Below are 22,090 nucleotides of genomic sequence, written 5' to 3'. Positions count from 1 at the left end.
TTCGGCAGCGGCTGGGCCTGGCTGACCAGCGATCGCGATGGTCGCCTGCAGGTGGAAAGCAGCGCCAACCAGGACAGCCCGCTGATGGGTGCGGCCGTGGGCCTGTCCGGCAACACCCCGATCCTCGCACTGGATGTCTGGGAACACGCCTACTACCTGCACTACCAGAACCGTCGCCCGGACTACATCGGTGCGTTCTTCAACATCATCAACTGGGCCGAGGTCGGCCGGCGCTACCGCCAGGCCAGGGCCTCATGAGCGGCGAAACGCTGCCGTACGCCGGGCCGTGGGCGGGGGTTTTCCCCGCCCCGGCCCCGGTGCCGTCGGTCGAGATGCCGCCGCGGGCCCTGCGGCGGCTGCTCGGCCACTTTCCTACCGGCGTGGCCATCGTCTGCACCCGCGATGCGCAGGGCAAACCCATCGGCCTGACCATCAATTCGTTCGTGCCGGTGTCATTGCAGCCGCCACTGGTGCTGTGGAACCTGGCGTTGCATGCGCAGAGCCTGTCCACCTTCCAGCGCGCCACCCGCTTTGCGATCAGCGTGCTGGCGGCCGACCAGGAAGCGCTGGCCCGGCGCTTTGCCGATCCGCAGGTCCGCAACCGCTTCGACGGCCTGGCATTGCTGGATGATGACGAGGATGCCCCACCACGCATCGCCGGTGCGGTCGCCCACCTCACCTGTACCCGCCACGCACAGTGGCCGGTGGGCGATCACCTGCTGCTGGCTGGCCGCATCATCGAAGTGCACGAGAACGGCGGCGCGCCGCTGCTGTTCCATCGTGGCCGCTTCCAGCCCGGCCCCACCGAACTGCTGGTGGAGGTGCGCGGATGAACATCGAAGCCCTGGAATGCATGCTTGCCAACGGCAAGGACGGCGCGCTGCTGCGCTTCGGCCTGGGCAAGGGTTGGCTGGATGCGGGCAACCCGGTGCGCGCGGCCACCCATCTGGGCCGGTGCGTGGTGCTTGATCCGCAGTATTCCGCGGCGTGGAAGCTGCTGGGCAAAGCCTGGCTGGCCAGTGGCCAGCCGCAGGCGGCGCGCGAAGCATGGCAGCGCGGCTTGAGCGTGGCCGGCAGCAAGGGCGACCAGCAGGCACGCAAGGAAATGCAGGTGTTCCTGCGTCGCCTGGACCGCGAACAGGCGGCCCTGGCGAAGGCGGGCTGAGTTGATCAGCCCGCGTTGGCCGATGCCGGTGCGGACATGATGTCCGGCATCGGCAGGCGGCGCGGCTTGCTGGGGAACGCGTGACGCAGGATGCGCCAGACCACCTGGCCGAACTGGCGCGGCAGCGAGCCGTTGTTGTAGTGCTGGCCGTAACGGCGGCAGATGTCCTTCACTTCCTTGGCAATGGCCGCATAGCGGTTGGCCGGCAGGTCCGGGTAGAAGTGGTGCTCGATCTGGTGGCTGAGGTTGCCCGACAGCACATTGATCAGGAAGCCGCCGCTGATGTTGGACGAACCGCGCAGCTGGCGCAGGTACCAGTGACCGCGCGATTCATTGCGCAGGCATTCCTTCGGGAAGGTTTCCGACTCGGCGGTGAAGTGGCCGCAGAAGATGATCACGTAGGTCCAGATGTTGCGCAGGCCGTTGGCCACCATGTTGCCCAGCATCACGGTGAGGAAGAACGGGCCGGCCAGCAGCGGGAAGAACACGTAGTCTTTCAGCACCTGGCGGGCCATCTTTCGCGCCACCGGGCGGGTCTGCATCCACATCGCACGGCCGCTGATGCGGCCCTTCAGCCAACGCCCCAGGCGCAGGTCCTGCGCGGCCACGCCCCACTGGAACAGCAGCGCGAAGATCGGCGCGATGATCGGCTGCAGCAGGTAGAACGGCTTCCAGCGCTGTTCCGGGAAGATGCGCAGCAGGCCGTAGCCGATGTCATCGTCCATGCCACGCACGTTGGTGTAGGTGTGGTGGCGGAAATTGTGGGTCTTGCGCCAGTTGTCGGCGGTGGCAACGATGTCCCACTCGTAGGTGTTGCCATTGAGCTTGGGGTCGCCGGTCCAGTCGAACTGGCCGTGCATGACGTTGTGGCCCAGCTCCATGTTCTCCAGGATCTTCGACAGCGCCAGCAGCAGCGTGCCAGTGATCGCGGCCGGCCACAGCAGCGGCATCCAGAACAGCGGCGAAAACGCTGCCAGGAACAGCAGGCCACGGCCACCCACGCCGAACCAGCGCACGGCGGCGGCCACGCGGCGGATGTAGCGGGTATCGGAGGCGCCGAGGCTGCCGATCACACGGTCGCGGATCGCATCGAGTTCCTCACCGAAAGCATGCATCTCGGCGGTGCTCAGGGCACGGTCGGTAGCGCGGGTCATGGCAGGCGTCCTCAGAGATCCAGAGTCAGGTCGGTGGTCGGTGCGCTCACGCAGATCCGCACCGGCTGTGCCGATTCGGACTGCAGGTCGCCGGTGCGAAGGTGGCGGGTGGCGCCACTGACGCGATCACAGGTGCAGGTGTTGCAGATGCCCATGCGGCAACCGTGCTTGGGCTTGATGCCATGCGCTTCCAGGCTTTCCAGCAGCGAGCGGCCTCGCGGCACGCTCAGCTGGCGGCCACTGCGCGCAAGCGTCAGCGACACCTCGCCTTCGCTGCTGGCATCGCGCAGTGGCGCCGGCGGGGTGAAGGCTTCGGCCTGGAAGCCAGCCACCTGGTGCGCCAGGCGTTCACGCGCAGCGGCAACGAAGCCATCCGGACCGCAGGCCAGCACATGGCGCTGCGCCAGCGGCGTGTCATCGCCGGCCACCTGCAGACCATGGGTATCGATGCGCGCGGCCGGCGCCTCACCCTCGCGGGTGGTCAGCAGATGCACGCGCAGGTTCGGATGTGCCGCGGCCAGCGCCTGCAGTTCATCACGGAACTGCAGATGGGCGGCGGTGCGCTCCCAATAGAACAGGTCCACCGGTGCTGCCAGCGGGCGCTGGCAGGCGTCGCGCAACAGGCTGCGCATCGGCGTGATGCCACTGCCGGCAGCCAGCAGCAGCACCGGCGCCGCGGCCGGCATATGGAACTCGCCGAAGGCGGCATCGAGGCGGAACAGTTCGCCCGGCTGTGCATGGTTTACCAGATGCTGGCTGACCCGGCCGCCATCGATCGCCTTGACGGTGATCGCCAGCTCGCGCCGACCCAGTGCGGTAGGGCTGTAGCTGCGCTGCCACAGGCGCCCCTCAATCTCGACGCCCAGGGTGACGTGCTGGCCGGCGCGCATGCCGGCCCAGTGCCGGTTGGTGCGCAGGACCAGGGTCGCCGCGCCCTCGCCGGCCGGCTCGCGCCGGACCAGTCGGGCCACCGGCTCGCGCAGGGTCCACAGGGGATTGAGCTGGCCCGCCCAGAAATCGAACAGCGACGGCGAGACCCAGCGGTACGGAGAGAACAGGGACGGACGGACGACAGCGCTCATGGGCGCACTATACGGGCGCACATACACCTGTGTATACATGTGTATATTGAACCGGATTGGGTATGATTCAGCCTCGCCCCACCGGAACCCCCATGGCCGCCGCCACCGCCTTGTCGACGCCTGAAGATGCCAACAGCCCGGCCCGCCGTACGGTGAGCCGCGAGGATCTGCTGGCCGCCGCCCTGAAGCTGATCGGGCCGCACCGCAGCCTGTCCACGCTCAGCCTGCGCGAAGTGGCACGTGAGGCCGGCATTGCGCCGAACAGCTTCTACCGGCAGTTCCGCGACATGGACGAACTGGCCGTGGCGCTGATCGACGCCGCCGGCCGCTCGCTGCGCACCATCATCGGCGAGGCCCGCCAGCGCGCCACCTCTACCGCCACCAGCGTGGTGCGCGTTTCCGTGGAGACCTTCATGGAACAGCTGCGCGCCGACGACAAGCTGCTGCACGTGCTGCTGCGCGAAGGCGCGGTCGGCTCGGACGACTTCAAGCACGCGGTCGAACGCGAGCTGCACTACTTCGAGGAAGAGCTGCAGCACGATCTGGTGCGCCTGGCCGCACTGGATGGCGCGGTACTGCATGCCCCGGAACTGGTGGCCAAGGCCATCACCCGGCTGGTGTTCGCGATGGGCGCCACCGCCATGGACCTGCCGCCGGAGAAGGATCCGGAACTGGTCGAACAGATCTCCACGATGATCCGCATGATCATCGTCGGCGCCCGGACCCCCGCCGCATTCCGCCGCGGCTGACGATCCGACCGCGCCTACACGGCAACTCCATCCTATGGACATGACCACCGGCAGGGGTGTGGTCGCATTTTGTAATGTTATAACACTCGCATGATCTGACTCGACTGGTGCTCCACGCGCAATGGCCTCGGCCTCGCTATATAGCACTTGCTATATTAATAAGCCGCTGCTTTCATATGCGTCAGCCAGGTCGCCCTCGCCGCCTTTCTTCTCCCAAGGACGACGCCCTCATGCCCGTTGCCACGCCCCTCTTCCATCGGCTGCCCCTGGCCGCCGCCATTGCCCTGACCCTGCCGCTGCCTGCACTGGCCGCCACCTCGAAGCCGACCGAGCTGGACCGCGTGCAGGTCAAGGTCAGCACCGCCACCCGCAGCGAACGCCTGCTATCCGATGTCCCGATCCGCACCGAAGTGCTGCGCAAGGAAGACATCGCGCTGCGCGCGGCCACCGACTTCTCGCGCGCCGCCGAGCTGATCAACGGCCTGCGCGTGGAAAGCAACTGCCAGAACTGCAACACCAGCGAAGTGCAGCTGCTGGGCCTGCCCGGTGCCTACAACCAGCTGTTGTTCGATGGCATCCCGCTGTTGTCCTCGCTGGGCAGCGTGTACGGCCTGGAACAGATCCCGGCCGGGTTCGTCGACCGCATCGAAGTGGTCAAGGGCGGCGGCTCGGCGCTGTACGGCCCGGGTGCGGTGGCCGGTGTGATCAACCTGATTCCGCCGCTGCCGGCGCGCAGCGGTGGCCATGTGCAGGCCGGCGTGGATGTCCTGAAGGGCACACCGCAGAAGAATGCCGAAGTGCGCCTGGACCTGGTGGCGAAAGATGCCGACGCCGGGCTTTCAGTGATTGCCCAGCGCAACTGGAACAGCGGCATCGACTACAACGGTGACGGCTACACCGAGATCACCCGCAAGAACCTCAAGGTCGGCGGGCTGCAGGCTTGGTACGCGCCCACGCCGGGCACGCGGCTGCGCCTGGACCTGCAGGTGACCGATGAAACCCGGCGTGGCGGCAATCGACTGGATCAGCCCGAGTACCTGGCCAACATCGCCGAATCGCTGGATACGAAATACCGGCGCGGCAGCGTGTCGTGGGATCAGGAAATCAATGCCGACGTCGATTTCCGCCTGGCCTACGCCTTCGCCGACATCGACCGCGACAGTTTCTACGGCGGTCTTGGCGACGTGGTTACCGATCCGTCTGCCCTCGGCTATGACCCGTCGCAGCTGGATCCCAACGTGGCCGGCAGCGCGGCCTCGCGTTCGTGGCGCCAATACGGCCGCACCCACAACCCGCTGCACTACATCGACAGCCAGTTGAACTGGCGGCTGGGCGCGCACGCGCTGGCCTTCGGCGTGCAGTACAAGCACGAGGCGCTGCGCGACGACAACCGCACCGGTGACGGGCAGCGCCTGGCGGTGCTGGAAGATGCAACCTTCCACAACCTGGGCGCCTTCATCCAGGACGAATGGAGCCTGCGTGACAACGTCGACCTGGTACTGGGCGCACGCGTGGACAAGAGCTCGGAGCTGGACAGCGCGGTGTTCTCGCCGCGCATCGCCCTGGCCTGGCAGGCCACCCCGAACCTGAAGTGGCGCGCCGGCGTCGCCACCGGCTTCCGTGCACCGGAGATCTTCGTCGAGGACGTGCACGTCGATACGCTGGGTGGCGAGCAGGTGCGCGTGCGCAACACCGATGGCCTGAAGGAAGAGCGCGCGTTGACCACCCTGTTCGGCTTCGACTGGCGCTCGGACCCGGCCAATCCAGTGTGGAGCTGGGATGCTACCGCCTCCTATGCACGCATCCGCGACACCTTCGCGCTGGGCGAGATCCAGCGCGGCGATGACGGACAACTGAGCCAGCTGCGCTACAACGCCTCCGGCTCCAACGTGCTGGGGGCGGAAACCAACCTCGGCTGGCAGCCGTCGCCGCAGTGGCGCCTGACCGCCGGTGCCTCGTGGTACCGCTCGCGCTTCCGCGAACCGCAGCGCATCTTCGACGACACCGGCGACGGTGGCGACACCATCATCGAAAGCCGCGACTACCTGAAGACCCCGCGCTGGACCGGCCTGGCGCAGCTCAGCTGGATGCCCGCCGAGCCGTGGGAAACCTTCGTCGCGCTGCGCCATACCGGGCCGATGTCGGTGCTGAACAACCGGTTGGGCGAGCTGCACCGTACGCGTTCCTTCCTGGTCACCGATCTTGGTGCTCGCTGGCACCGCCATCTGGGCGCGCAGGCGCAGCAGGAAGTGTCGGTGGCCGCGGGCGTCAAGAACGTGTTCGATCAGCGCCAGAAAGATCTGGAAGTGGGCGCGCTGCGCGACAGCGACTATGTCTACGGGCCGCGCTTCGCGCGTTCGTGGTACGTCAACCTGCGCTATGCGTTCTGAAGCTCTGCGAGCGTTGTTGCTGGCCTGTGCCGTGCTGCTGGCCGCACCGGCGATGGCTGCGGACCTGCACGCGCAGGTCTCGGCCTCGCTGATGCGGCCGGAACAGCGCTCGCTGCGACCGATGCAATGGACACAGGCGCCGAAACTGGTGGCGCTGTACTTCGGTGCCGACTGGTGTGCACCGTGCCATGCCTTCGTACCCACGCTGCGCAGCGTGCGTGATGCCCTGCGCCAAGCCGGCGCCGATACCGAAGTGGTGTACGTCAGCCAGGATGAGAGCGAGAGCGCGCTGCGCCGCTACATGCACGCGCAGGACATGCCGTGGCCGGTGCTTGACCCGCGCCGCGCTGCGCGCATGCCGGCCCTGCAGGCATTGGCCGGGCTGGCACCGCCGAATCTGGTACTGATCGATGCCGACGGCACGGTGCTGGCCAATGGCTGGCAAGGCCGGCGTTACCAAGGCCTGCAGCCGGTGTTGAAGGAATGGACGAAACGGGCGTGCGCGCAGGAACAGGCCCGCTGCCCGCCTGACCTGTAGCGTCGAGCCATGCTCGACGCATTCCATCACCGTGCAAACGGCAGCCGAGCATGGCTCGGCTCTACAAAAACCGGGATCGCGCGAACGGCCGCCGGGCATGGCCCGGCGCTACCGTTACGGCGCCTCGCCCTCGGCCTTGCGCACGAACGCCTCGAACAGCGCCAGCGTCTGCTCGCTCACATGGTGCTCGATACCCTCCGCATCACGCCGTGCCGTATCAGGGTCCACGCCCAGCGCCAGCAGGAAACGCTCCACGGTCTGGTGCCGCTGGCGGCTGGCATGGGCCAGCGCCTCGCCTTCCGGGGTCAGGAACACGCCGCGGTACGGCCGCTGCACCACCCAGCCATCGCGGGCCAGGCGCCGCAGCATCTTCGCCACGGTGGGCTGGGCCACGCCCAGGCGGGTGGCGATGTCGACCTGGCGGGCCTCGCCGCCGTCGGCCAGCAGGTCCGAGATCAGCTCGACATAGTCCTCCACCAGCTCCATCCGGTGCGCTTCGCGCACTTGCCGGAAGCTCTCGACCTGGCGCTCAGCCTCGATCAAGGGGGTGCTTTTCAGCGATGTCGAATCGTCGGTCTTGCCCACGCCTGCGCCTGTCCTTCCGGTCTACTCCGGGTTTGAAACTGAATTCTGGACCAGTAACGCGATAAAGACGATTGTTTCACATTGCTAATGACTATAGCAGGAGCTATATTCGGACCCATGAACACCCTGGCGCCCCACGACCCTTCGGCCTCCACCCCGGCCAGCCTGGGCGCGCTCAACGCCTCGGTCGCCGTTCCCGACAAGGGCCATTGGTGGTTCCGCCTGCTGGCCTTCCTCGGCCCGGGCTACATGATCTCGGTCGGCTACATGGACCCAGGCAACTGGGCCACCGACCTCGCCGGCGGTTCGCGCTTTGGCTACCTGTTGCTGTCGGTCATCCTCATCTCCAACCTGATGGCGGTGATCCTGCAGGCGCTGTCGGCACGGCTGGGCATCGCCACCGGCATGGACCTGGCGCAAGCCTGCCGCGCGCGGTACCCGAAGCCGGTGAACCTGGCGCTGTGGGCGCTGTGCGAGGCAGCGATCATCGCCTGCGACCTGGCCGAGGTGATCGGCACCGCGATCGCATTGAAGCTGCTGTTCGACCTGCCGCTGCTGTGGGGCGCGGTGATCACCGCGCTGGATACGCTGCTGGTCCTGCTGCTGATGAACCGCGGCTTCCGTGCGCTGGAAGCCTTCGTGATCGCGCTGCTGATGGTGATCTTCGGCTGCTTCATGGTGCAGATCGCGCTGGCCGCACCGCCGGTGATGGACGTGCTGGGCGGATTCATTCCGCGCGCGCAGGTAGTGACTGATCCGCACGCGCTGTACATCGCCATCGGCATCATCGGCGCCACGGTGATGCCGCATAACCTGTACCTGCATTCTTCCATCGTGCAGACCCGCGCCTATCCGCGCACCGACGAGGGCCGTCGCAGCGCGCTGCGCTGGGCGGTGACCGACAGCACCCTCGCGCTGACGCTGGCACTGTTCATCAACGCCAGCATCCTGATCCTGGCGGCGGCGGTGTTCCATGCCAATGGCCGTTTCGATGTGGAAGACATCGAGCAGGCGCACCAGCTGCTGGCGCCGATGCTGGGCGTGGGCGCGGCGGCGACACTGTTTGCGATTGCCCTGCTGGCCTCGGGCCTGAATTCGACAGTGACCGCCACGCTGGCCGGCCAGATCGTGATGGAAGGCTTCCTGCACCTGCGCCTGCCGCCGTGGCTGCGTCGGCTGATCACGCGCGCACTGGCGATCATTCCGGTGGTGGTGGTGATCATGCTGTTCGGCGACCAGGGCGCGGTGAAGCTGCTGGTGCTGAGCCAGGTGGTGCTGTCGATGCAGCTGCCGTTTGCGATCATCCCGCTGGTGCGAATCGTGACCGACAAGGTGACGATGGGGGCGCTGGTGGCACCGCGCTGGCTCGGCGCGATCGCCTGGGTGATCGCGCTGGTGATTGTGGTGCTGAATGTGAAGCTGCTGGTGGATACCTTCAGCGGAGCCTGACGCCGAACCACGGACCCTGCCCCGGTAGATCCACGCCATGCGTGGATGCCCTTGTAGAGTCGAGCCATGCTCGACTCATCGCTCACCGCGCGAACGGCAGCTGAGCATGGGCTCGGCTCTACAAATGCAACGCGATCGCGGCCTCGATCTGCTGCGGTGACTGGAACCCTGCCAGGCGCGTGCGCTCATCACCGTCACGGAACAGGGACAACGTCGGGGTCTGCCGCAGTCCCAGCTCCCTGAAGAACGCTTCACCCAGCACCTCCAGCTGCACGCGCAGCAGGGTCGTGCCCTGCCCCGCCACGCTGTTGGCCACCCGGTGCAACGACACCTCCAGCATCCGGCAGCCCGGGCACTGGTCCTTGTGGAAATCCACCAGCACCCGCGGATGTTCGGCCAGAAGCTGCTGGAACTGCTCAGGCGTGGTGGCGTCGATGATCTGCATCGGTGTTGCTCCAGTAATGGGCCAGGACCGCATCGGTCCAGGCATCGATGGTCCCGGCATGGCGTTGGCCATGCGGCATCTGTTCGATCTCCAGCGGCGGGTAGTCGCTGCGGAAATAGCGGATCAGCCGGTGCACGGCGCCGCAGTAGTACTCCTGCCCCCACTGCGTTTCACCGGTGCCGAACACCGCCAGCTGCCGTGGCCGCTCGCCGCGCTCGGCGATGCCGGCCACCCATGCCTTCATCTCCGCCGGCGTGCGGCCGGCGTTGTCGGTCCAGCAGCCCAGCAGCACCAGGTCGGCCTCATCGGTCGCCAGCGGCGGTGCCTGGCGCAGGTCGTCGGCCTCCTGCCAGTGCACCGCATGACCGGCAGCGCGGCAGCGTTCGGCAATCTGCCGGCCGAGTTCGCGGGTGTTGCCGCTCAAGGAGGCGACCACCATCAGGATGCGCAGCGCGGCGACAGGCTCAGAGATCGTCGAAGCCGTTGTCGACGTTGGTCTTCTTGTAACTTGCATTGCGCATCTCGAAGAAGTCGGTCTTGGTCTCGGTGAAGTTGTCGGCGTAGGCCTTGATCCACGGCATCACGTTGTCGGTGGTGTCGCTGTACAGGCGCTCGATGCCGAGCATGCCGGCCATCTTGTTGGCGCGGTACTTCACGTAGCGCACCATCTCGTCCACGTCGATGCCATCGATGCCATCCAGCACCTCCGACGACCACTGCGTCTCAAGCTCGATGGCATGTTCGAATGACTGGTGCACATAGGCGGTCAACTCATTGGTCTGCAGCTCGGGGTTTTCACCGATGATGGCGCGGATCAGCTCGCTGATGAACTTGGTATGGGCCAGCTCGTCGCGATTGATGAAGCTGATGATCTTGCCGGTGCCGTTCATGCGGTTCTGCCGCACCATGTTGTAGAAGTAGGCGAAACCGGAATAGAAGTTGATGCCTTCCAGGATCGAGGACTGGATCAGCGACTTGAGCAGGGTCTCGGCGGTCTTCTCGCGCATGAAGTCGTCATACGCGCTCATGATCGGGGCATTGCGCTTGATGATGGTCGGGTGGGTGCGGGCGATCTCGAAGATGCGGTTCTGGTTCGGCAGGTCGGTGATCGAGGCCAGTACGTAGCTGTAGCTCTCGTTATGGATCACTTCCTGCTGGCCGATGATCGCCGCATTGGCATGCGCGGCCGGGTCGGTGATGTACTCGGCGACGTTGTAGATGAAACGGGTCTGCGGTGAGTCGAGCGTGGCCAGCAGGCCGATGATCGAATCGTAGGCGTTCTTTTCGCGTGCGTTGAGCTCGCCGTACTGGCGGGCATCGAGCTTCATGTCGACCTCGTCGGGAATCCAGAAGTTGGTCGACAGCTCCTTGTAGGCCCGATAGAAGGACGGATACGGGATATCGTTCCAGTTGAGGATGCCGCTGGTACGGCCGTTGATGATGCCGGTGCTGCGGTTGGGATGGCGCGGTTCGAGGATCTTGATGCGGTCGAGGGGGGTTGCCATGGTGTTACCTGCAGGGAGTAGCGCCGGGCCATGCCCGGCGGAATGTGCGACGGCCGTGCGATGCGCTCGCCGGGCGTGGCCCGGCGCTACCGTGGATGATCAGCTGGAGCACCATTCGCATTCGCTGATGTCGATGTCGTTGGAGCGCACGTAGTAGGTGGTCTTCAGGCCTTCGCGCCAGGCGCTCAGGTGCAGCTCCAGCAGGGTGCTCGCGCGGATCGTGCTCGGCACATACAGGTTGAAGCTGATCGACTGGTCGACATGGCGCTGGCGGCGCGCGTTCTGGCGCACGCTGGCGAACTGGTCGACCTTGTACGCCCCCTTCTCGTAGTACGGCCAGGTTTCCAGCGACAGGCCCGGCGCCGCCACCGGCCGCCGGAAGTCCTTCTTTTCCTCGTAGTAGAACGCGCTGTAGATCGGGTCGATCGATGCGGTGGAACCGGCAATCTGCGCGGTACTCATGTTCGGCGCCACGGCCAGCAGCCAGCCGTTGCGCAGGCCGTGCGTGGCGACCTCGCGGGCCAGGCTGTCCCATGCGGCGCCGCTGTAGTCGCGGTCAAGGAAGTAACGCCCGTTGTGCCAGTCGCTGCCAGCGAACATCGGGTAGCTGCCCTTCTCCTTCGCCAGCTGCGCGCTGGCCTGGATGGTCAGGAAGTTGATGCGTTCGTAGAGACGGTCGGCCAATTCTTCGGCATCCGGTGATTCCCACTGGATCGCCTGCTGCGCCAGCAGGTGGTGCCAACCGAACGTGCCCAGGCCGATGGCGCGGTACTTGCGGTTGGTGATGGTGGCCTGCGGCACCGGCAGCGCGTTGAGGTCAATCACGTTGTCGAGCATGCGCACCTGGATCGGGATCAGGCGCTCCAGCACGTCGGTGGCCAGCAGGTCATCCGGCGCACTGATTGCCCGGCCGAGATTGATCGAGGACAGGTTGCAGACCACGAAGTCACCGGCGCGGCGTGTGGTGACGATCTGGTCGCCGCTGACGATCTCCTGGATCATCCGCGTCGGGCTCATGTTCTGCAGGATCTCGGTGCACAGGTTGCTGGAATAGATCATGCCCGCGTGCTTGTTCGGGTTCCGGCGGTTGACCTCGTCGCGGTAGAACAGGAACGGATTTCCGGTCTCCAACTGGCTGAGCATGATCCGCTTGAACAGATCGATCGCCTTCACCGTGCGGCGGCTGATGCGCTCGTCGGCCACCAGTTCGGCATAGCGGTCGCGGAAGCTGCCCGCACCGCGCGTTTCATCGTAGAAGTCCTGCAGGTACCAGCCCTTGGCCTGCTTCACCTCGTGCGGGTCGAACAGGTACCAGTCGGCGCGGCGCTCGACCGCTTCCATGAACAGGTCGGGCACGCACACCGAAGTGAACACATCGTGCGCGCGCAGGCGCTGGTCGCCGTTGTTGAGGCGCAGGTCCATGAACGCTTCGATGTCGCGGTGCCAGATGTCCAGGTACACCGCCACCGCGCCCTTGCGCTGGCCAAGCTGGTCAACCGACACCGCGGTGTTGTTGAGCTGCTTGATCCACGGCACCACGCCGCCGGAGGAATTGGCCACGCCCCGGATCGGCGCGCCGCTGCTGCGCACATAGCCCAGGTAGGCGCCGACGCCGCCACCGTGCTTGGACACGCGGGCGATATCGGTGTTGGAGTCATAGATGCCCTGCAGGCTGTCGTCCACCGTGTCGATGAAGCAGCTGGACAGCTGCCCACCCACCTTGCCGGCATTGGCCAGGGTCGGTGTGGCGACGGTCATGTACAGGTTGGACAGCGCCCAGTACGCCTCGCCGACCAGCTGCATGCGCCGCTCGCGCGGCTTTTCTTCCTGCATGAGGTACAGCGCGATGGTCAGCCAGCGCTCCTGCGGCAGTTCGTAGACCTCGCGGCTGCGGTCGCTGGCCAGATAGCGCGTGGCCAGCAGGTACAGGCCGTTGTAGGCGAACAGGCGGTCGCGCTCCGGGTCGATCATCTCGCCGGCCTGCTGCAGCTCTTCCTTCGAATAGCAGCGCAGGATGTCGTTGCTGTATATGCCGCGGTCAGCCAGGCTTTCCTGCAGGCCAACGTAGGAGCCGTACTTCAGGCCGACATCGTAGAAGCGGTTGCGGCTGGCACGCTTGTACAGGCGGCGCAGGTAGATGCGCGCGGCAAACTGTTCCCACTCGGGTGCAACCAGGTCCACCCGCGATTCGGCCTCACGGATCAGCAGATCGACCAGGTCGTCGGCGCTGATGCTCGGTTTGCGCTCGACCATCGCCTGCACCACGCGGCGATAGTCGCTCACGTCCAGCTGCGGGAACTCGGCATGCACGGCGTCGATGCTGCGCTGCAGGCGCTCGGCCTCGAACGGCAGGCGGCGGTTGCCGGCCTCCTTGGTGATCCAGGTCGACACGCGCTCGCCACCGGCGCGCAAGGCGTCGCCAGCGCCGGCCAGATCGGCCACGCGGAAGGTACTGTCGGTCATGGTGGTGAAACTCCAGGCTCGCACGCGCTTTGGCGGTCGATGCCATGGCGGCCCTGAACGCGATACCGGCGCACGGGGCGAACGGGTGGATTGCCAGGGCACGGGAACGTAGGTCGTCGGCATCTGCCTGCGCCTGCGGCCGGTATCCGGGCCGTGGGGGCGACCTGCGTCCGCACGATGGCGGCCGCGTCGACACGGCAAGCCTTCAGGGGCGGGCCGCGGGACGTTTGCTGCATGTCCGGCGGCGGCGGCTGACCGGGAGTGACGGCCACAACATAGTGGGGATATCCCGAACCGTCAACACAAGATGCGGTAATCAGCACATGTCGCGACGATCAGTCGCAGGATGCCGTGTTGCAGCTGCGGCGCCTTGTCGACAGCCCCTGCGGCCCCAGTTCGGTACAACATCCACTTTCCCCGGAACACCACCCATGCGCGCTGCCCAGTACCCCTCCTTCGGCAACCCGGCCGACGTCCTTGCCATTGCCGATGCGCCGCTGCCCGAGCCCGGCCCCGGCGAGGTGCGCATCCGCACCGTGCTGGCCTCGATCCACAACCACGATCTGCTGACCGTGCGCGGCCTCTACGGCTACAAGCCGACCCTGCCGGCGATCGGTGGCAGTGAAGCGCTGGGCGTGGTCGATGCACTCGGCGATGGTGTCGACGGCCTGCAGATCGGCCAGCGCGTCGCCGCGGCCTCGGTACACGGCACCTGGGCCGAGGCCTTCATCGCGCCGGCACGCATGGTGATTCCGATGCCGGAGGCGATCCCCGACGAAATGGCCGCGCAGCTGATCGCCATGCCGCTGAGCGCGCTGATGCTGCTGGAGTTCCTGCACGTCGAGGCGGGCCAGTGGATCGTGCAGAACACCGCCAACGGCGCGGTGGGCAAGTCGCTGGCGATGCTGGCGCGGGCGCGTGGCGTGCATGTAGCCAACCTGGTGCGCAATGCGGATGCCGTCGCACAGTTGCAGGCGCTGGGTATCGATCATGTGTTCGACACCTCGGTGGACGGCTGGAAGGATCGCGTTCGTGAAGCGACCGGCGAAGCACAGGCGGCGGCCGCCGTGGATTCCATCGGCGGCGACGCCAGTGGCGATCTGGTCGACCTGCTCGGCCACCACGGCACGCTGGTGTCGTTCGGCGTGATGAGCGGCGAACCGATGCGCATCCCGGCCGGCGGCCTGATCTACAAGGAAGCGACGGTGAAGGGCTTCTGGGGCAGCAAGGTCAGCCAGGCGATGGCGGTGGAGGACAAGCGCCGGCTGGTTGGCGAACTGCTGAAGCGTGCGGCTGGCGGCGAGCTGACGCTGCCGGTGGAGCAGATCTTCGCACTGGACGATATCGCCCAGGCAGCGAAGGCCGGTGTGGGTTCGGGTCGTAACGGCAAGGTGCTGCTGCGGCCGTGATCGTCTGACATTGCGTTCTGTAGAGCCGAGCCATGCTCGGCTGCTTTCCGGCCAGTGTGTGGAGCCGAGCGTAGGCTCGGCTCTACAGGGGCGTGCGGACCAACGGTCCGCACCCACCGAGCCGGTTCGTTAAGAACCTGTGATGTATAACTGAATGCGCTTTCGTCATTGGAAGGTGCATGTACCTGCATGCGGTACTGACGGCTCCTCCCCCGTTCGGCGTTGTCGCTTCCATGTACCGCACCACCCTGAACCTGCTTGCTGGCGCCATTGCGCTGGGCCTCACCGCCGGCGCTGCCGGCGCCGCTGAATCCGCCGACACCGGCAAGGACAGCACCACCCTCGGCACCGTGCTGGTGACCGGTTCCAACATCAAGCGCAGCGATACCGCCGGGCCCAACCCGGTGCAGATCGTCAGCCGCGAACAGATCGAGCAGACCGGCCGCTCCACCCTCACCGACGTGCTGCGCAACCTGTCGGCCAATGCCGGCAACAGCTTCGACGAGCAGTACACCGGCAGCTTCGCCGCCGGCTCGGCCTCGATCGGCCTGCGTGGCCTGTCGCCGAAGAACACACTGGTGCTGGTCAACGGCTACCGCGTGTCCAACTTCGGCTTCGCGCTCAATACCCAGGACACCTTCGTCGACCTCAACGCGCTGCCGATCAGCGCGGTGGAACGCATCGAAGTGCTGAAGGACGGCGCCTCGGCGGTGTATGGCTCCGACGCCATCGCCGGTGTCATCAACATCATCCTGCGCAAGAACTTCCAGGGCGTGGAAGTGGGCGGCGGCTTCGGTACCGCCACCCAGGGCGGCCTGGACGAACGCAAGGCCAACCTGCTGGCCGGCTTCGGCGACCTGGAGCAGCAGGGCTGGAACGTGCTGTTCGGGCTGGACCTGCTCAAGCGTGATCGCCTCGACGCCGACCAGCGCGCCTATACCCGCAGCGGCGATTTCCGCGACAAGCCCGGCGGACGCCTGGCCGGCTGGTCCACCGCCGGTGGCAATTGGCTGTCCAACCCGCGCGCGCCGCAACCGTTCGCCAACTGCCCGGATGGCAGTCAGCTGCGTCCCTACAGCGATTTCGGCAGCACCCTGCCCGGCCAGGCCTGCGCCTTCAACGCGCAGCCGTTCAAGACCCTGCAGCCCGGCGCCGAGCGCCTGCAGGCGTCGTTGAGTGCGACCTACCGCTTCAATGACAGTGTCGAAGCGTTCGCCGACGTGCTGTACAGCCACAACAAGGCCGACCAGATCTTCAGTGCGCCGCTGACCGTTGGCCCCGGCCTGCGTGCCTACAACCCGGCTACCGGCACGCTCATCGACGTGCCGGCGGTGCTGCCGGTCGGCCATCCCAACAACCCGGGCAGCACGCCACTGCCGTTCGAGTACACCTTCTTCGATCTCGGCCCGCGCCTGAAGGACAACACGCAGGTGTTCTACCGTGCCCTGGCGGGCGTGCGCGGCAGCGGCGAACGCTGGGACTGGGAAGTGGCGGCACTGACCTCGCAGAGTGCACAGCGCGAGTACGTCGACAACTTCGTCGATCGCTATGCGTTCGAGCAGATCCTGCGCGAGGGCAGCTACAACTTCCTCAACCCGTCCAGCACGCCGGGCGCGCTGGATGCACTGCGCCTGCAGACCAAGCGTCCGGGCTGGTACAAGCTGCACGCGTTGAACGTGAAGGCCTCCACCTCGCTGTGGGAGATGCCCGCCGGTACGGTCGGCTTTGCCTGGGGTGCGGAGTTCCGCAAGGAATCGCTGGACGCGCGCACCAGTGCGCAGGTGCTGTCGGGCACCGAACTGCGCCCGGCCATCAACGTGGTCAATGGCGAGCGCCAGGTCAGCGCCGCCTATGCCGAACTGAGCGTGCCGCTGCACCGCACGTTGGAGCTGCAGGTGGCCGGCCGCGGCGATCACTACGATGACTTCGGCAAGGCGTTCTCGCCGAAGGTGGCGCTGCGCTGGCAGCCGCTGGACAGCCTGCTGCTGCGCGGCTCGTTCTCGCGCGGCTTCCGGGCACCCTCGCTGCCGGAGATCGCGCCGGGCCAGACCGTCAGCTACGGCTCGGTGATCGATCCGCTGGATCCGCTGCAACCGGGCGGCAGCCGTGGCGTGACCAACATCCGCACCGGCAACCCGGATCTGAAGGCGGAGCGCTCGCGCAACTTCAACGTGGGTGCAGTGTGGTCGCCGGATGGTGATACCAGCATCGGCCTGGACTGGTACCGCATCGAGCAGGACAACCTGGTCAAGCCGGACAGCGCGCAGTTCATCGTCGACAACCCGACGCTGTTCCCCGGTCGCGTGCAACGTGATGCGCAGGGACGCATCCAGTTCATCACCAACCAGTACGCCAACCAGGGCGAACTGACCACCTCGGGCCTGGACCTGGACGCCAACCGCACCTTCCGCACCGTGGGCTGGGGCACCTTCACCGTGGCCGGCAGCTGGACCCACCTGCTCAGCTTCAAGCAGCCGCTGGTGGCTGGGCAGGCACCGTATGACGGCGCCGGCAACAACCGCCACGGCGCGCTGCCGCGTACCCGCGGCACCACCTCGTTGAACTGGGCGGTGGGCGACTGGAGCAGTACGCTGAGCCTCCAGTACGTGAGTGGCTACGACCAGCGTGTGGCGACGGCAACCAGCAACCCGGGCCTGCGCGACCGCATCAAGCCGTATCACCAGTTGGACCTGTACGTAGCGTACGAAGGTATTCCCAACACCACGCTGTCGCTGTCGGTGCTGAACCTGACCGACAAGGACCCGCCGTTCGACCCCGCCGGTGGCTCCAACGGTTTCGACATCAGCCAGTACAACCTGCGCGGACAGTTCGTCTCGCTGGGCGCTCGTTACAGGTTCTGATTGCCACTGTAGAGCCGAGCCATGCTCGGCTGCTCTTCCGACACCGAGGAGCCGAGCGCGGGCTCGGCTCTACAGGGGGGTGCGGACCAACGGTCCGCACCCACCGCATCACCGGCTCAGGTGCAGGAACTGCAGGTGCCGTTCGTACTGGCTGATGATGTCGTTGATGATCTGCTTGCGGCTGTAGCCCACCAGGTCGTAGTCCTGGCTGCCTTCGAACAGGTGCACCTCGGCGCGGTAGTAGCGCTGGTTGCGCAGCTGCTGTGCGGCGAACGACGGGGTCAGGTAACCGCTCAGGATCACCCGGTACAGGAAGTCCTGCTGCTCGCCATGGTTGACCGTCAACTCCATGTCGCCCGCCTCGAAGCGCGTGGCCACGTCCCAGCCCTGCCCGCGCAGCTGCTCGGCCACCGCTTCCATCGCCGGCTTCACCGTGTCATCCATGAAGCGGTAGACCTGGTCGCGCACCGGGAAATGCATCGCCTGGCTCAGGCGCTGGCGCCAGCCCTGGTGGTGGCGATCGTCGCCGATCAGCGGCGATGGCCGGTACTGCAGCGCGCGCTTGCGGTGCGATTCGTCACTGAAGGCGCGGGTCAGCCCCCACATCATCAACAACAGGATCGCCGAGAACGGCAACGACGCCAGCACCACCGCCGATTTCAGTGCGTCGATACTGCCGGCCAGCAACAGGCCCGCGGTCAGCACCGCGATCACCGTGCCCCAGAACACCCGCAGCCAACGCGGACCATCATCCTCGGGTGCGCCGCCATGCGAGGACAGCGTGGACAACACCACCGCCCCCGAGTCGGCCGAGGTCACGAAGAAGATGAAGCTGACCAGCACTGTCACCGTGATCACCGCGCGGCTCCAGGGGTAGCCGTCCAGCAGCGCATACAGCACGGTCGGTGGATCATCCACCGCCAGCTGCGCCAACTGTTGCTGGCCGTGGTGCAGCACCTGGTCCAGCGCGCTGTTGCCGAAGATCGACAGCCAGGCCAGGGTGAAGCCCAGCGGAATCAGCAGCACGCCGAACACGAATTCGCGGATGGTGCGGCCGCGCGAGATGCGCGCGATGAACAGCCCGACAAAGGGTGCCCAGCCGATCCACCAGGCCCAGTAGAACACCGTCCAGCCGCCCAGCCATTCCGGTCGGCCGCCGTAGGCATACACATCGAAACTCTTGCCGACCACGCTGCCGAGGTAGTCGCCCAGGTTCTGCATCAAGGTGCTGAACAGGTACTGCGTCGGCCCGGCAAACAGCATGAACAGCACCAGCGCGATCGCCAGCAGCATGTTGATGTTGGCCATCCAGCGCACGCCCTTCTCCACGCCGGAGACGGCCACGGCCACTGCCGCACCCATCATCGCCACCACCAGCATGATCTGCACCAGGTTGGAATGCGGGATGTTGAACAGGTGCGCCAGCCCGGCATTGAGGTGCAGCACGCCGAAGCCCATGTCGGCGCCGATGCCGAACACGGTGGCGACGATGCCCAGCGCGTCCACGGTGTAACCGATCGGGCCGTTGATGCGCTTGCCGATCAGCGGGTACAGCGCCGAGCGCAGTGCCAGCGGCAGGTTGTGGCGGTAGGCGAAGTAGGCCATCGCCATCGCCGCCAGCGCGAACACACCCCAGCCATGCAGTCCCCAATGCAGGAACAGCAGCTGCATGGCCTGGCGCGCGCCGGCCTCGCCCGCCGCCGGATCGCCCTGCGGCGGCTGCAGGTAGTGGGTCAGCGGCTCGGAAACGCAGAAGAAGAACAGGGTGATGCTGATGCCTGCAGCGAACAGCATGCCGGCCCAGGAGAGGTAACTGAACTCCGGTTCGTCATGGTCGGCACCGAGCTTGATGCCACCGTACTTGGACAGCGCAACGCCGACCACGAACACCAGGTACAGGGTCATGGCCAGCAGGTAGTACCAGCCGACGTTGAGTGCGGCCCAGTCCTGCGCCTTCAGCAGCAGGCGGCCTGCGCCCAGCGGGAACAGGCTGACGAACAGCGCGAACGCCACGACAACGATCGCCGCGAAGGCGAACACAGGCCGAAGGGTGCGCACCGGGGATTGTTGCGGCTCCAGTACATCCATGGGGCGGCGTTCTCCGGTAGATCAAAGGGTTAGCCGACCGATTGTGGCTGAACCGCAGTGGACAGAGCATGAAGTTGTGGCCAGCGGTCACAGGCCCGATCCACCATTACGTGTTATCACGCGCGCGCTGGCAGACGCCTGCGAGCACAGCCGCGCGCACTGCCTGCGACGCGGCCACGCGCGTACTGTCCAATTACGACATCACATGCACCGCGCACAGCTTGTTGCCATCCGGGTCGCGCAGATAGGCCAGGAACAGCTGGCGCCCGGCCATGCTGCGGATGCCGGCCGGGTCTTCGATGGCGGTGCCGCCATGGGCCACGCCGGCGTCCTGCCAGCCACGCACGGCCTCAGCACTGTCGAGGGTGAAGCCGATGGTGCCGCCGTTGGCGTGGCATGCCGGCTGACCGTCGATCGGCGCGGTGACGATGAACATACGGCCATCCTTGAAATACACCAGACGGCCCTTGTCATCGAAGACGCCCGGACGTGCGCCCAACGCACCGAACAGTGCATCGTAGAAGCGATGCGCGGCGTCCATGTCGTTCGTTCCAACGGTGATGTGGCTGAACATGCGGGCACTCCCTGTGGAAAACCGCAGTGTCGGCGAGCACGTCGGGCATCGCAAATCCGGCGACCTCCCCCGCTGCGCCCCGCGCAACGTTTGTCGCGCGCCGCTCGATCATTCTATAATGGGAATCATTCTCATTAATGATCAATGCCGATGGCCGTGCCCGCCGCCTCCAGCACTGCGCTGGCGGGGTTCTACCGCGAACACCATGGCTGGCTGCTCGGCTGGTTGCGCCGCCGCACGCACAACGCCGACTGCGCCGCCGACCTGACCCAGGACACCTTCCTGCGCCTGCTCAGCCGTCGTGTCGATCCATCAGAACTGCGCTTGCCGCGCGCCTATCTCAGCACCATCGCGCACGCCCTGCTGGTCAACCACTGGCAGCGCGCGGACCTGGAACGCGCCTACCTGACCGCGCTGGCCGCCCAACCGGAGCCGGTGCATCCCTCGGCAGAGGAGCGCACCCAGGCATTGCAGTTGCTGCATGCCATCGCCGACATGCTGTCCGGCCTCGCCGAGCGGCCACGGCGCGCGTTCCTGCTGGCGCGGCTGTCCGGCCTGGGCTATGCAGAGATCGGCGTGCAGCTGGGCGTGTCCGAGCGCATGGTCAAGAAGTACATGGCGCAGGCGATGCTGCATTGCCTGCGCCTGTCCGGCGACGCGGCGGCATGAGCGCGGCATTGGCCGGCCCTGCGTTGGAACAGGCTGCCGAATGGTTCGCGCTGCGCCAACAGGGCTGGAGCGACGGCGACCAGCAACGCTGGCACGCCTGGCTGCAGGCCGATGCGGGTCACGCCGACGCCTGGCGACGGGTCGAGGCGGTCTGGCAATCGTTCGCCCCGCTGTCGGCTCCGGCAGCCGCAACGGCACTTGATGCTGCGCGCCTTCGCCGGCGGCGGGCGCTGCGCGGCATCGGTGGCGCCCTCGGCATCGGCGCGGTCTCCCTGCTCGGCCTGCATGGGCTTCAGGCGCAGCGCCGCCTGCAGACGCACCGCACCGCTGCCGGGCGTACCGGTCACTGGACGTTGGCCGATGGCAGCCAGTTGTGGCTCAACGCCGGCAGCGAAGTGACCGTCGACATCGGCAACGGCCACCGCGCCCTGCATCTGCTGCGCGGCGAACTGCTGCTGCAGACCGGCCACCACCCTGCATTCGTCGGCCTGCCCCTGACCGTGCATGTGCCCGGGGCGCGCCTGCGGCCGATCGGCACCCGCTTCGCGGTCGGCCGCGAAGCGCAGGACGGCCGGGTGGACGTGTTCGAGGGTGTGGTGCGGTGCCTGCCGATGTTCGGTGCGGCGCTGGATGTTCCTGCGGGAAGTGCGCTGCAGATCGGACCGATGGGGGGACTCACAACGATCGCTGCCGATCCTCTGCGCGGCGACTGGCAGGACGGACGCCTGCAGGTGCAGGACACGCCGTTGATCCGGGTGATCGACGAACTGGCCCGTCACCATCAGGGCTATCTGGGCTGTGATCCGGCACTGTCCGCATTGAATGTCACCGCGGTATTGCCGCGCCTGGACAGCCTGCAGGCCCTGAAACTGCTGGCGCGCGCCCTGCCGATCCGCATCGAGCAGCGTTGGCCGTGGTGGACCGTTGTGCGTCCGCGTTGAAATCGCGGTTCCCTTTCTGCGCG

At 66.5% G+C, this 22,090-nt stretch carries 20 protein-coding genes; 11 read left to right on the top strand and 9 right to left on the bottom strand.

The genetic code is table 11. The features are described 5' to 3' along the window. From ARC63_RS16115 to ARC63_RS16105, 3 genes are all read left to right on the top strand, one after another. Positions 1-258 (top strand): superoxide dismutase (locus ARC63_RS16115; RefSeq protein WP_231298649.1); only part of this gene is annotated, 258 nt, incomplete at its 5' end. Continuing rightward, on the top strand, positions 255-833 hold the full coding sequence (locus ARC63_RS16110; RefSeq protein ID WP_021204258.1) for a flavin reductase family protein: 579 nt from the start codon (positions 255-257) through the stop codon (positions 831-833). The genes ARC63_RS16115 and ARC63_RS16110, both read left to right, overlap by 4 nt. After that, complete coding sequence (locus ARC63_RS16105; protein ID WP_019659932.1) at positions 830-1,165, top strand: tetratricopeptide repeat protein; 336 nt, start codon at positions 830-832, stop codon at positions 1,163-1,165. Before ARC63_RS16110 ends, ARC63_RS16105 begins: the two co-directional genes overlap by 4 nt. Positions 1,166-1,170: 5 nt before the next feature. On the opposite strand, the gene ARC63_RS16100 is transcribed toward ARC63_RS16105, so the two are convergent. Together ARC63_RS16100 and ARC63_RS16095 are read right to left on the bottom strand one after the other, a co-directional pair. Then, complete coding sequence (locus ARC63_RS16100; RefSeq protein ID WP_010485207.1) at positions 1,171-2,319, bottom strand: fatty acid desaturase family protein; 1,149 nt, start codon at positions 2,317-2,319, stop codon at positions 1,171-1,173. An 11-nt stretch (positions 2,320-2,330) separates the two neighbouring features. Continuing rightward, complete coding sequence (locus ARC63_RS16095; protein ID WP_057503806.1) at positions 2,331-3,401, bottom strand: ferredoxin reductase; 1,071 nt, start codon at positions 3,399-3,401, stop codon at positions 2,331-2,333. Positions 3,402-3,493: 92 nt separating this feature from the next. On the opposite strand from ARC63_RS16095, the gene fabR reads away from it, so the two are divergent. The 3 genes from fabR to ARC63_RS16080 all read left to right on the top strand — a co-directional run bounded on the left by fabR (position 3,494) and on the right by ARC63_RS16080 (position 7,078). Next, a complete protein-coding gene (gene fabR, locus ARC63_RS16090; RefSeq protein ID WP_005409961.1) occupies positions 3,494-4,150 on the top strand; it encodes an HTH-type transcriptional repressor FabR in 657 nt (218 codons plus the stop codon). Between the two features lie 230 nt (positions 4,151-4,380). After that, positions 4,381-6,540: a TonB-dependent receptor plug domain-containing protein gene (locus tag ARC63_RS16085; RefSeq protein ID WP_057503805.1), complete on the top strand. Its 2,160-nt coding sequence runs from the start codon at positions 4,381-4,383 to the stop codon at positions 6,538-6,540. After that, positions 6,530-7,078 carry a thioredoxin-like domain-containing protein gene (locus tag ARC63_RS16080; protein WP_049455087.1) on the top strand — a complete coding sequence of 183 codons (549 nt, stop codon included), beginning with the start codon at positions 6,530-6,532 and terminating at the stop codon, positions 7,076-7,078. The genes ARC63_RS16085 and ARC63_RS16080 overlap by 11 nt, the downstream gene beginning before the upstream one ends. Before the next feature lie 114 nt (positions 7,079-7,192). Here the strand turns inward: ARC63_RS16080 and mntR are convergent, their stop codons facing one another. Continuing rightward, a complete protein-coding gene (mntR, locus tag ARC63_RS16075) occupies positions 7,193-7,663 on the bottom strand; it encodes a manganese-binding transcriptional regulator MntR (protein ID WP_006372477.1) in 471 nt (156 codons plus the stop codon). Positions 7,664-7,780: 117 nt separating this feature from the next. Here mntR and ARC63_RS16070 point away from each other — a divergent pair, with 117 nt between their 5' ends. Beyond that, complete coding sequence (locus ARC63_RS16070) at positions 7,781-9,112, top strand: Nramp family divalent metal transporter (RefSeq protein ID WP_010485195.1); 1,332 nt, start codon at positions 7,781-7,783, stop codon at positions 9,110-9,112. 118 nt (positions 9,113-9,230) lie between these two features. On the opposite strand, the gene ARC63_RS16065 is transcribed toward ARC63_RS16070, so the two are convergent. From ARC63_RS16065 to ARC63_RS16050, 4 genes are all read right to left on the bottom strand, one after another. Further along, positions 9,231-9,557, bottom strand: a complete 327-nt coding sequence (locus tag ARC63_RS16065) for a thioredoxin family protein (protein ID WP_010485192.1) — start codon at positions 9,555-9,557, stop codon at positions 9,231-9,233. Further along, complete coding sequence (locus ARC63_RS16060) at positions 9,529-9,996, bottom strand: flavodoxin (RefSeq protein ID WP_082587896.1); 468 nt, start codon at positions 9,994-9,996, stop codon at positions 9,529-9,531. The genes ARC63_RS16065 and ARC63_RS16060 overlap by 29 nt, the downstream gene beginning before the upstream one ends. 25 nt (positions 9,997-10,021) lie before the next feature. Beyond that, entirely contained in the window at positions 10,022-11,062 is a 1,041-nt protein-coding gene (locus tag ARC63_RS16055; protein ID WP_010485189.1) for a ribonucleotide-diphosphate reductase subunit beta, read from the bottom strand. Positions 11,063-11,161: 99 nt separating this feature from the next. Further along, entirely contained in the window at positions 11,162-13,525 is a 2,364-nt protein-coding gene (locus ARC63_RS16050) for a ribonucleoside-diphosphate reductase subunit alpha (RefSeq protein WP_057503804.1), read from the bottom strand. A 431-nt stretch (positions 13,526-13,956) separates the two neighbouring features. Between ARC63_RS16050 and ARC63_RS16045 the strand changes: the two genes are divergently transcribed. Together ARC63_RS16045 and ARC63_RS16040 are read left to right on the top strand one after the other, a co-directional pair. Continuing rightward, positions 13,957-14,934 (top strand): zinc-binding dehydrogenase, encoded by a 978-nt coding sequence (locus ARC63_RS16045; protein ID WP_057503803.1) that lies wholly within the window; start codon positions 13,957-13,959, stop codon positions 14,932-14,934. A gap of 179 nt (positions 14,935-15,113) precedes the next feature. Continuing rightward, positions 15,114-17,795 (top strand): TonB-dependent receptor, encoded by a 2,682-nt coding sequence (locus ARC63_RS16040; RefSeq protein WP_231298648.1) that lies wholly within the window; start codon positions 15,114-15,116, stop codon positions 17,793-17,795. A gap of 108 nt (positions 17,796-17,903) precedes the next feature. On the opposite strand, the gene betT is transcribed toward ARC63_RS16040, so the two are convergent. After that, complete coding sequence (betT, locus tag ARC63_RS16035) at positions 17,904-19,883, bottom strand: choline BCCT transporter BetT (protein WP_010485181.1); 1,980 nt, start codon at positions 19,881-19,883, stop codon at positions 17,904-17,906. Between the two features lie 193 nt (positions 19,884-20,076). Further along, entirely contained in the window at positions 20,077-20,457 is a 381-nt protein-coding gene (locus tag ARC63_RS16030) for a VOC family protein (RefSeq protein ID WP_010485179.1), read from the bottom strand. Positions 20,458-20,607: 150 nt separating this feature from the next. Between ARC63_RS16030 and ARC63_RS16025 the strand changes: the two genes are divergently transcribed. Both ARC63_RS16025 and ARC63_RS16020 read left to right on the top strand, forming a co-directional pair. Then, a complete protein-coding gene (locus ARC63_RS16025; RefSeq protein WP_010485178.1) occupies positions 20,608-21,126 on the top strand; it encodes a sigma-70 family RNA polymerase sigma factor in 519 nt (172 codons plus the stop codon). Further along, positions 21,123-22,067 carry a FecR family protein gene (locus ARC63_RS16020; RefSeq protein WP_057503802.1) on the top strand — a complete coding sequence of 315 codons (945 nt, stop codon included), beginning with the start codon at positions 21,123-21,125 and terminating at the stop codon, positions 22,065-22,067. Before ARC63_RS16025 ends, ARC63_RS16020 begins: the two co-directional genes overlap by 4 nt. Positions 22,068-22,090: the final 23 nt, after the last annotated feature.

This window comes from Stenotrophomonas geniculata ATCC 19374 = JCM 13324 (assembly GCF_001431625.1).
Lineage (GTDB): Bacteria > Pseudomonadota > Gammaproteobacteria > Xanthomonadales > Xanthomonadaceae > Stenotrophomonas > Stenotrophomonas geniculata.
Note: the sequence above shows the minus strand (reverse complement) of the source record. Positions and strands in the feature narration are given on the sequence as shown.

Bases quoted from the DNA above. Each gene is read 5' to 3' on its own strand.
- ARC63_RS16045 (WP_057503803.1), top strand. From the start codon at position 13,957: ATGCGCGCTGCCCAGTACCCCTCCTTCGGCAACCCGGCCGACGTCCTT.
- ARC63_RS16030 (WP_010485179.1), bottom strand. From the start codon at position 20,457: ATGTTCAGCCACATCACCGTTGGAACGAACGACATGGACGCCGCGCAT.
- ARC63_RS16040 (WP_231298648.1), top strand. From the start codon at position 15,114: ATGTACCTGCATGCGGTACTGACGGCTCCTCCCCCGTTCGGCGTTGTC.
- ARC63_RS16055 (WP_010485189.1), bottom strand. From the start codon at position 11,062: ATGGCAACCCCCCTCGACCGCATCAAGATCCTCGAACCGCGCCATCCC.
- ARC63_RS16085 (WP_057503805.1), top strand. From the start codon at position 4,381: ATGCCCGTTGCCACGCCCCTCTTCCATCGGCTGCCCCTGGCCGCCGCC.
- ARC63_RS16105 (WP_019659932.1), top strand. From the start codon at position 830: ATGAACATCGAAGCCCTGGAATGCATGCTTGCCAACGGCAAGGACGGC.
- ARC63_RS16065 (WP_010485192.1), bottom strand. From the start codon at position 9,557: ATGCAGATCATCGACGCCACCACGCCTGAGCAGTTCCAGCAGCTTCTG.
- ARC63_RS16025 (WP_010485178.1), top strand. From the start codon at position 20,608: ATGGCCGTGCCCGCCGCCTCCAGCACTGCGCTGGCGGGGTTCTACCGC.
- fabR (WP_005409961.1), top strand. From the start codon at position 3,494: ATGGCCGCCGCCACCGCCTTGTCGACGCCTGAAGATGCCAACAGCCCG.
- ARC63_RS16050 (WP_057503804.1), bottom strand. From the start codon at position 13,525: ATGACCGACAGTACCTTCCGCGTGGCCGATCTGGCCGGCGCTGGCGAC.
- ARC63_RS16110 (WP_021204258.1), top strand. From the start codon at position 255: ATGAGCGGCGAAACGCTGCCGTACGCCGGGCCGTGGGCGGGGGTTTTC.
- ARC63_RS16060 (WP_082587896.1), bottom strand. From the start codon at position 9,996: ATGGTGGTCGCCTCCTTGAGCGGCAACACCCGCGAACTCGGCCGGCAG.
- betT (WP_010485181.1), bottom strand. From the start codon at position 19,883: ATGGATGTACTGGAGCCGCAACAATCCCCGGTGCGCACCCTTCGGCCT.
- ARC63_RS16080 (WP_049455087.1), top strand. From the start codon at position 6,530: ATGCGTTCTGAAGCTCTGCGAGCGTTGTTGCTGGCCTGTGCCGTGCTG.
- ARC63_RS16020 (WP_057503802.1), top strand. From the start codon at position 21,123: ATGAGCGCGGCATTGGCCGGCCCTGCGTTGGAACAGGCTGCCGAATGG.
- ARC63_RS16100 (WP_010485207.1), bottom strand. From the start codon at position 2,319: ATGACCCGCGCTACCGACCGTGCCCTGAGCACCGCCGAGATGCATGCT.
- ARC63_RS16095 (WP_057503806.1), bottom strand. From the start codon at position 3,401: ATGAGCGCTGTCGTCCGTCCGTCCCTGTTCTCTCCGTACCGCTGGGTC.
- ARC63_RS16070 (WP_010485195.1), top strand. From the start codon at position 7,781: ATGAACACCCTGGCGCCCCACGACCCTTCGGCCTCCACCCCGGCCAGC.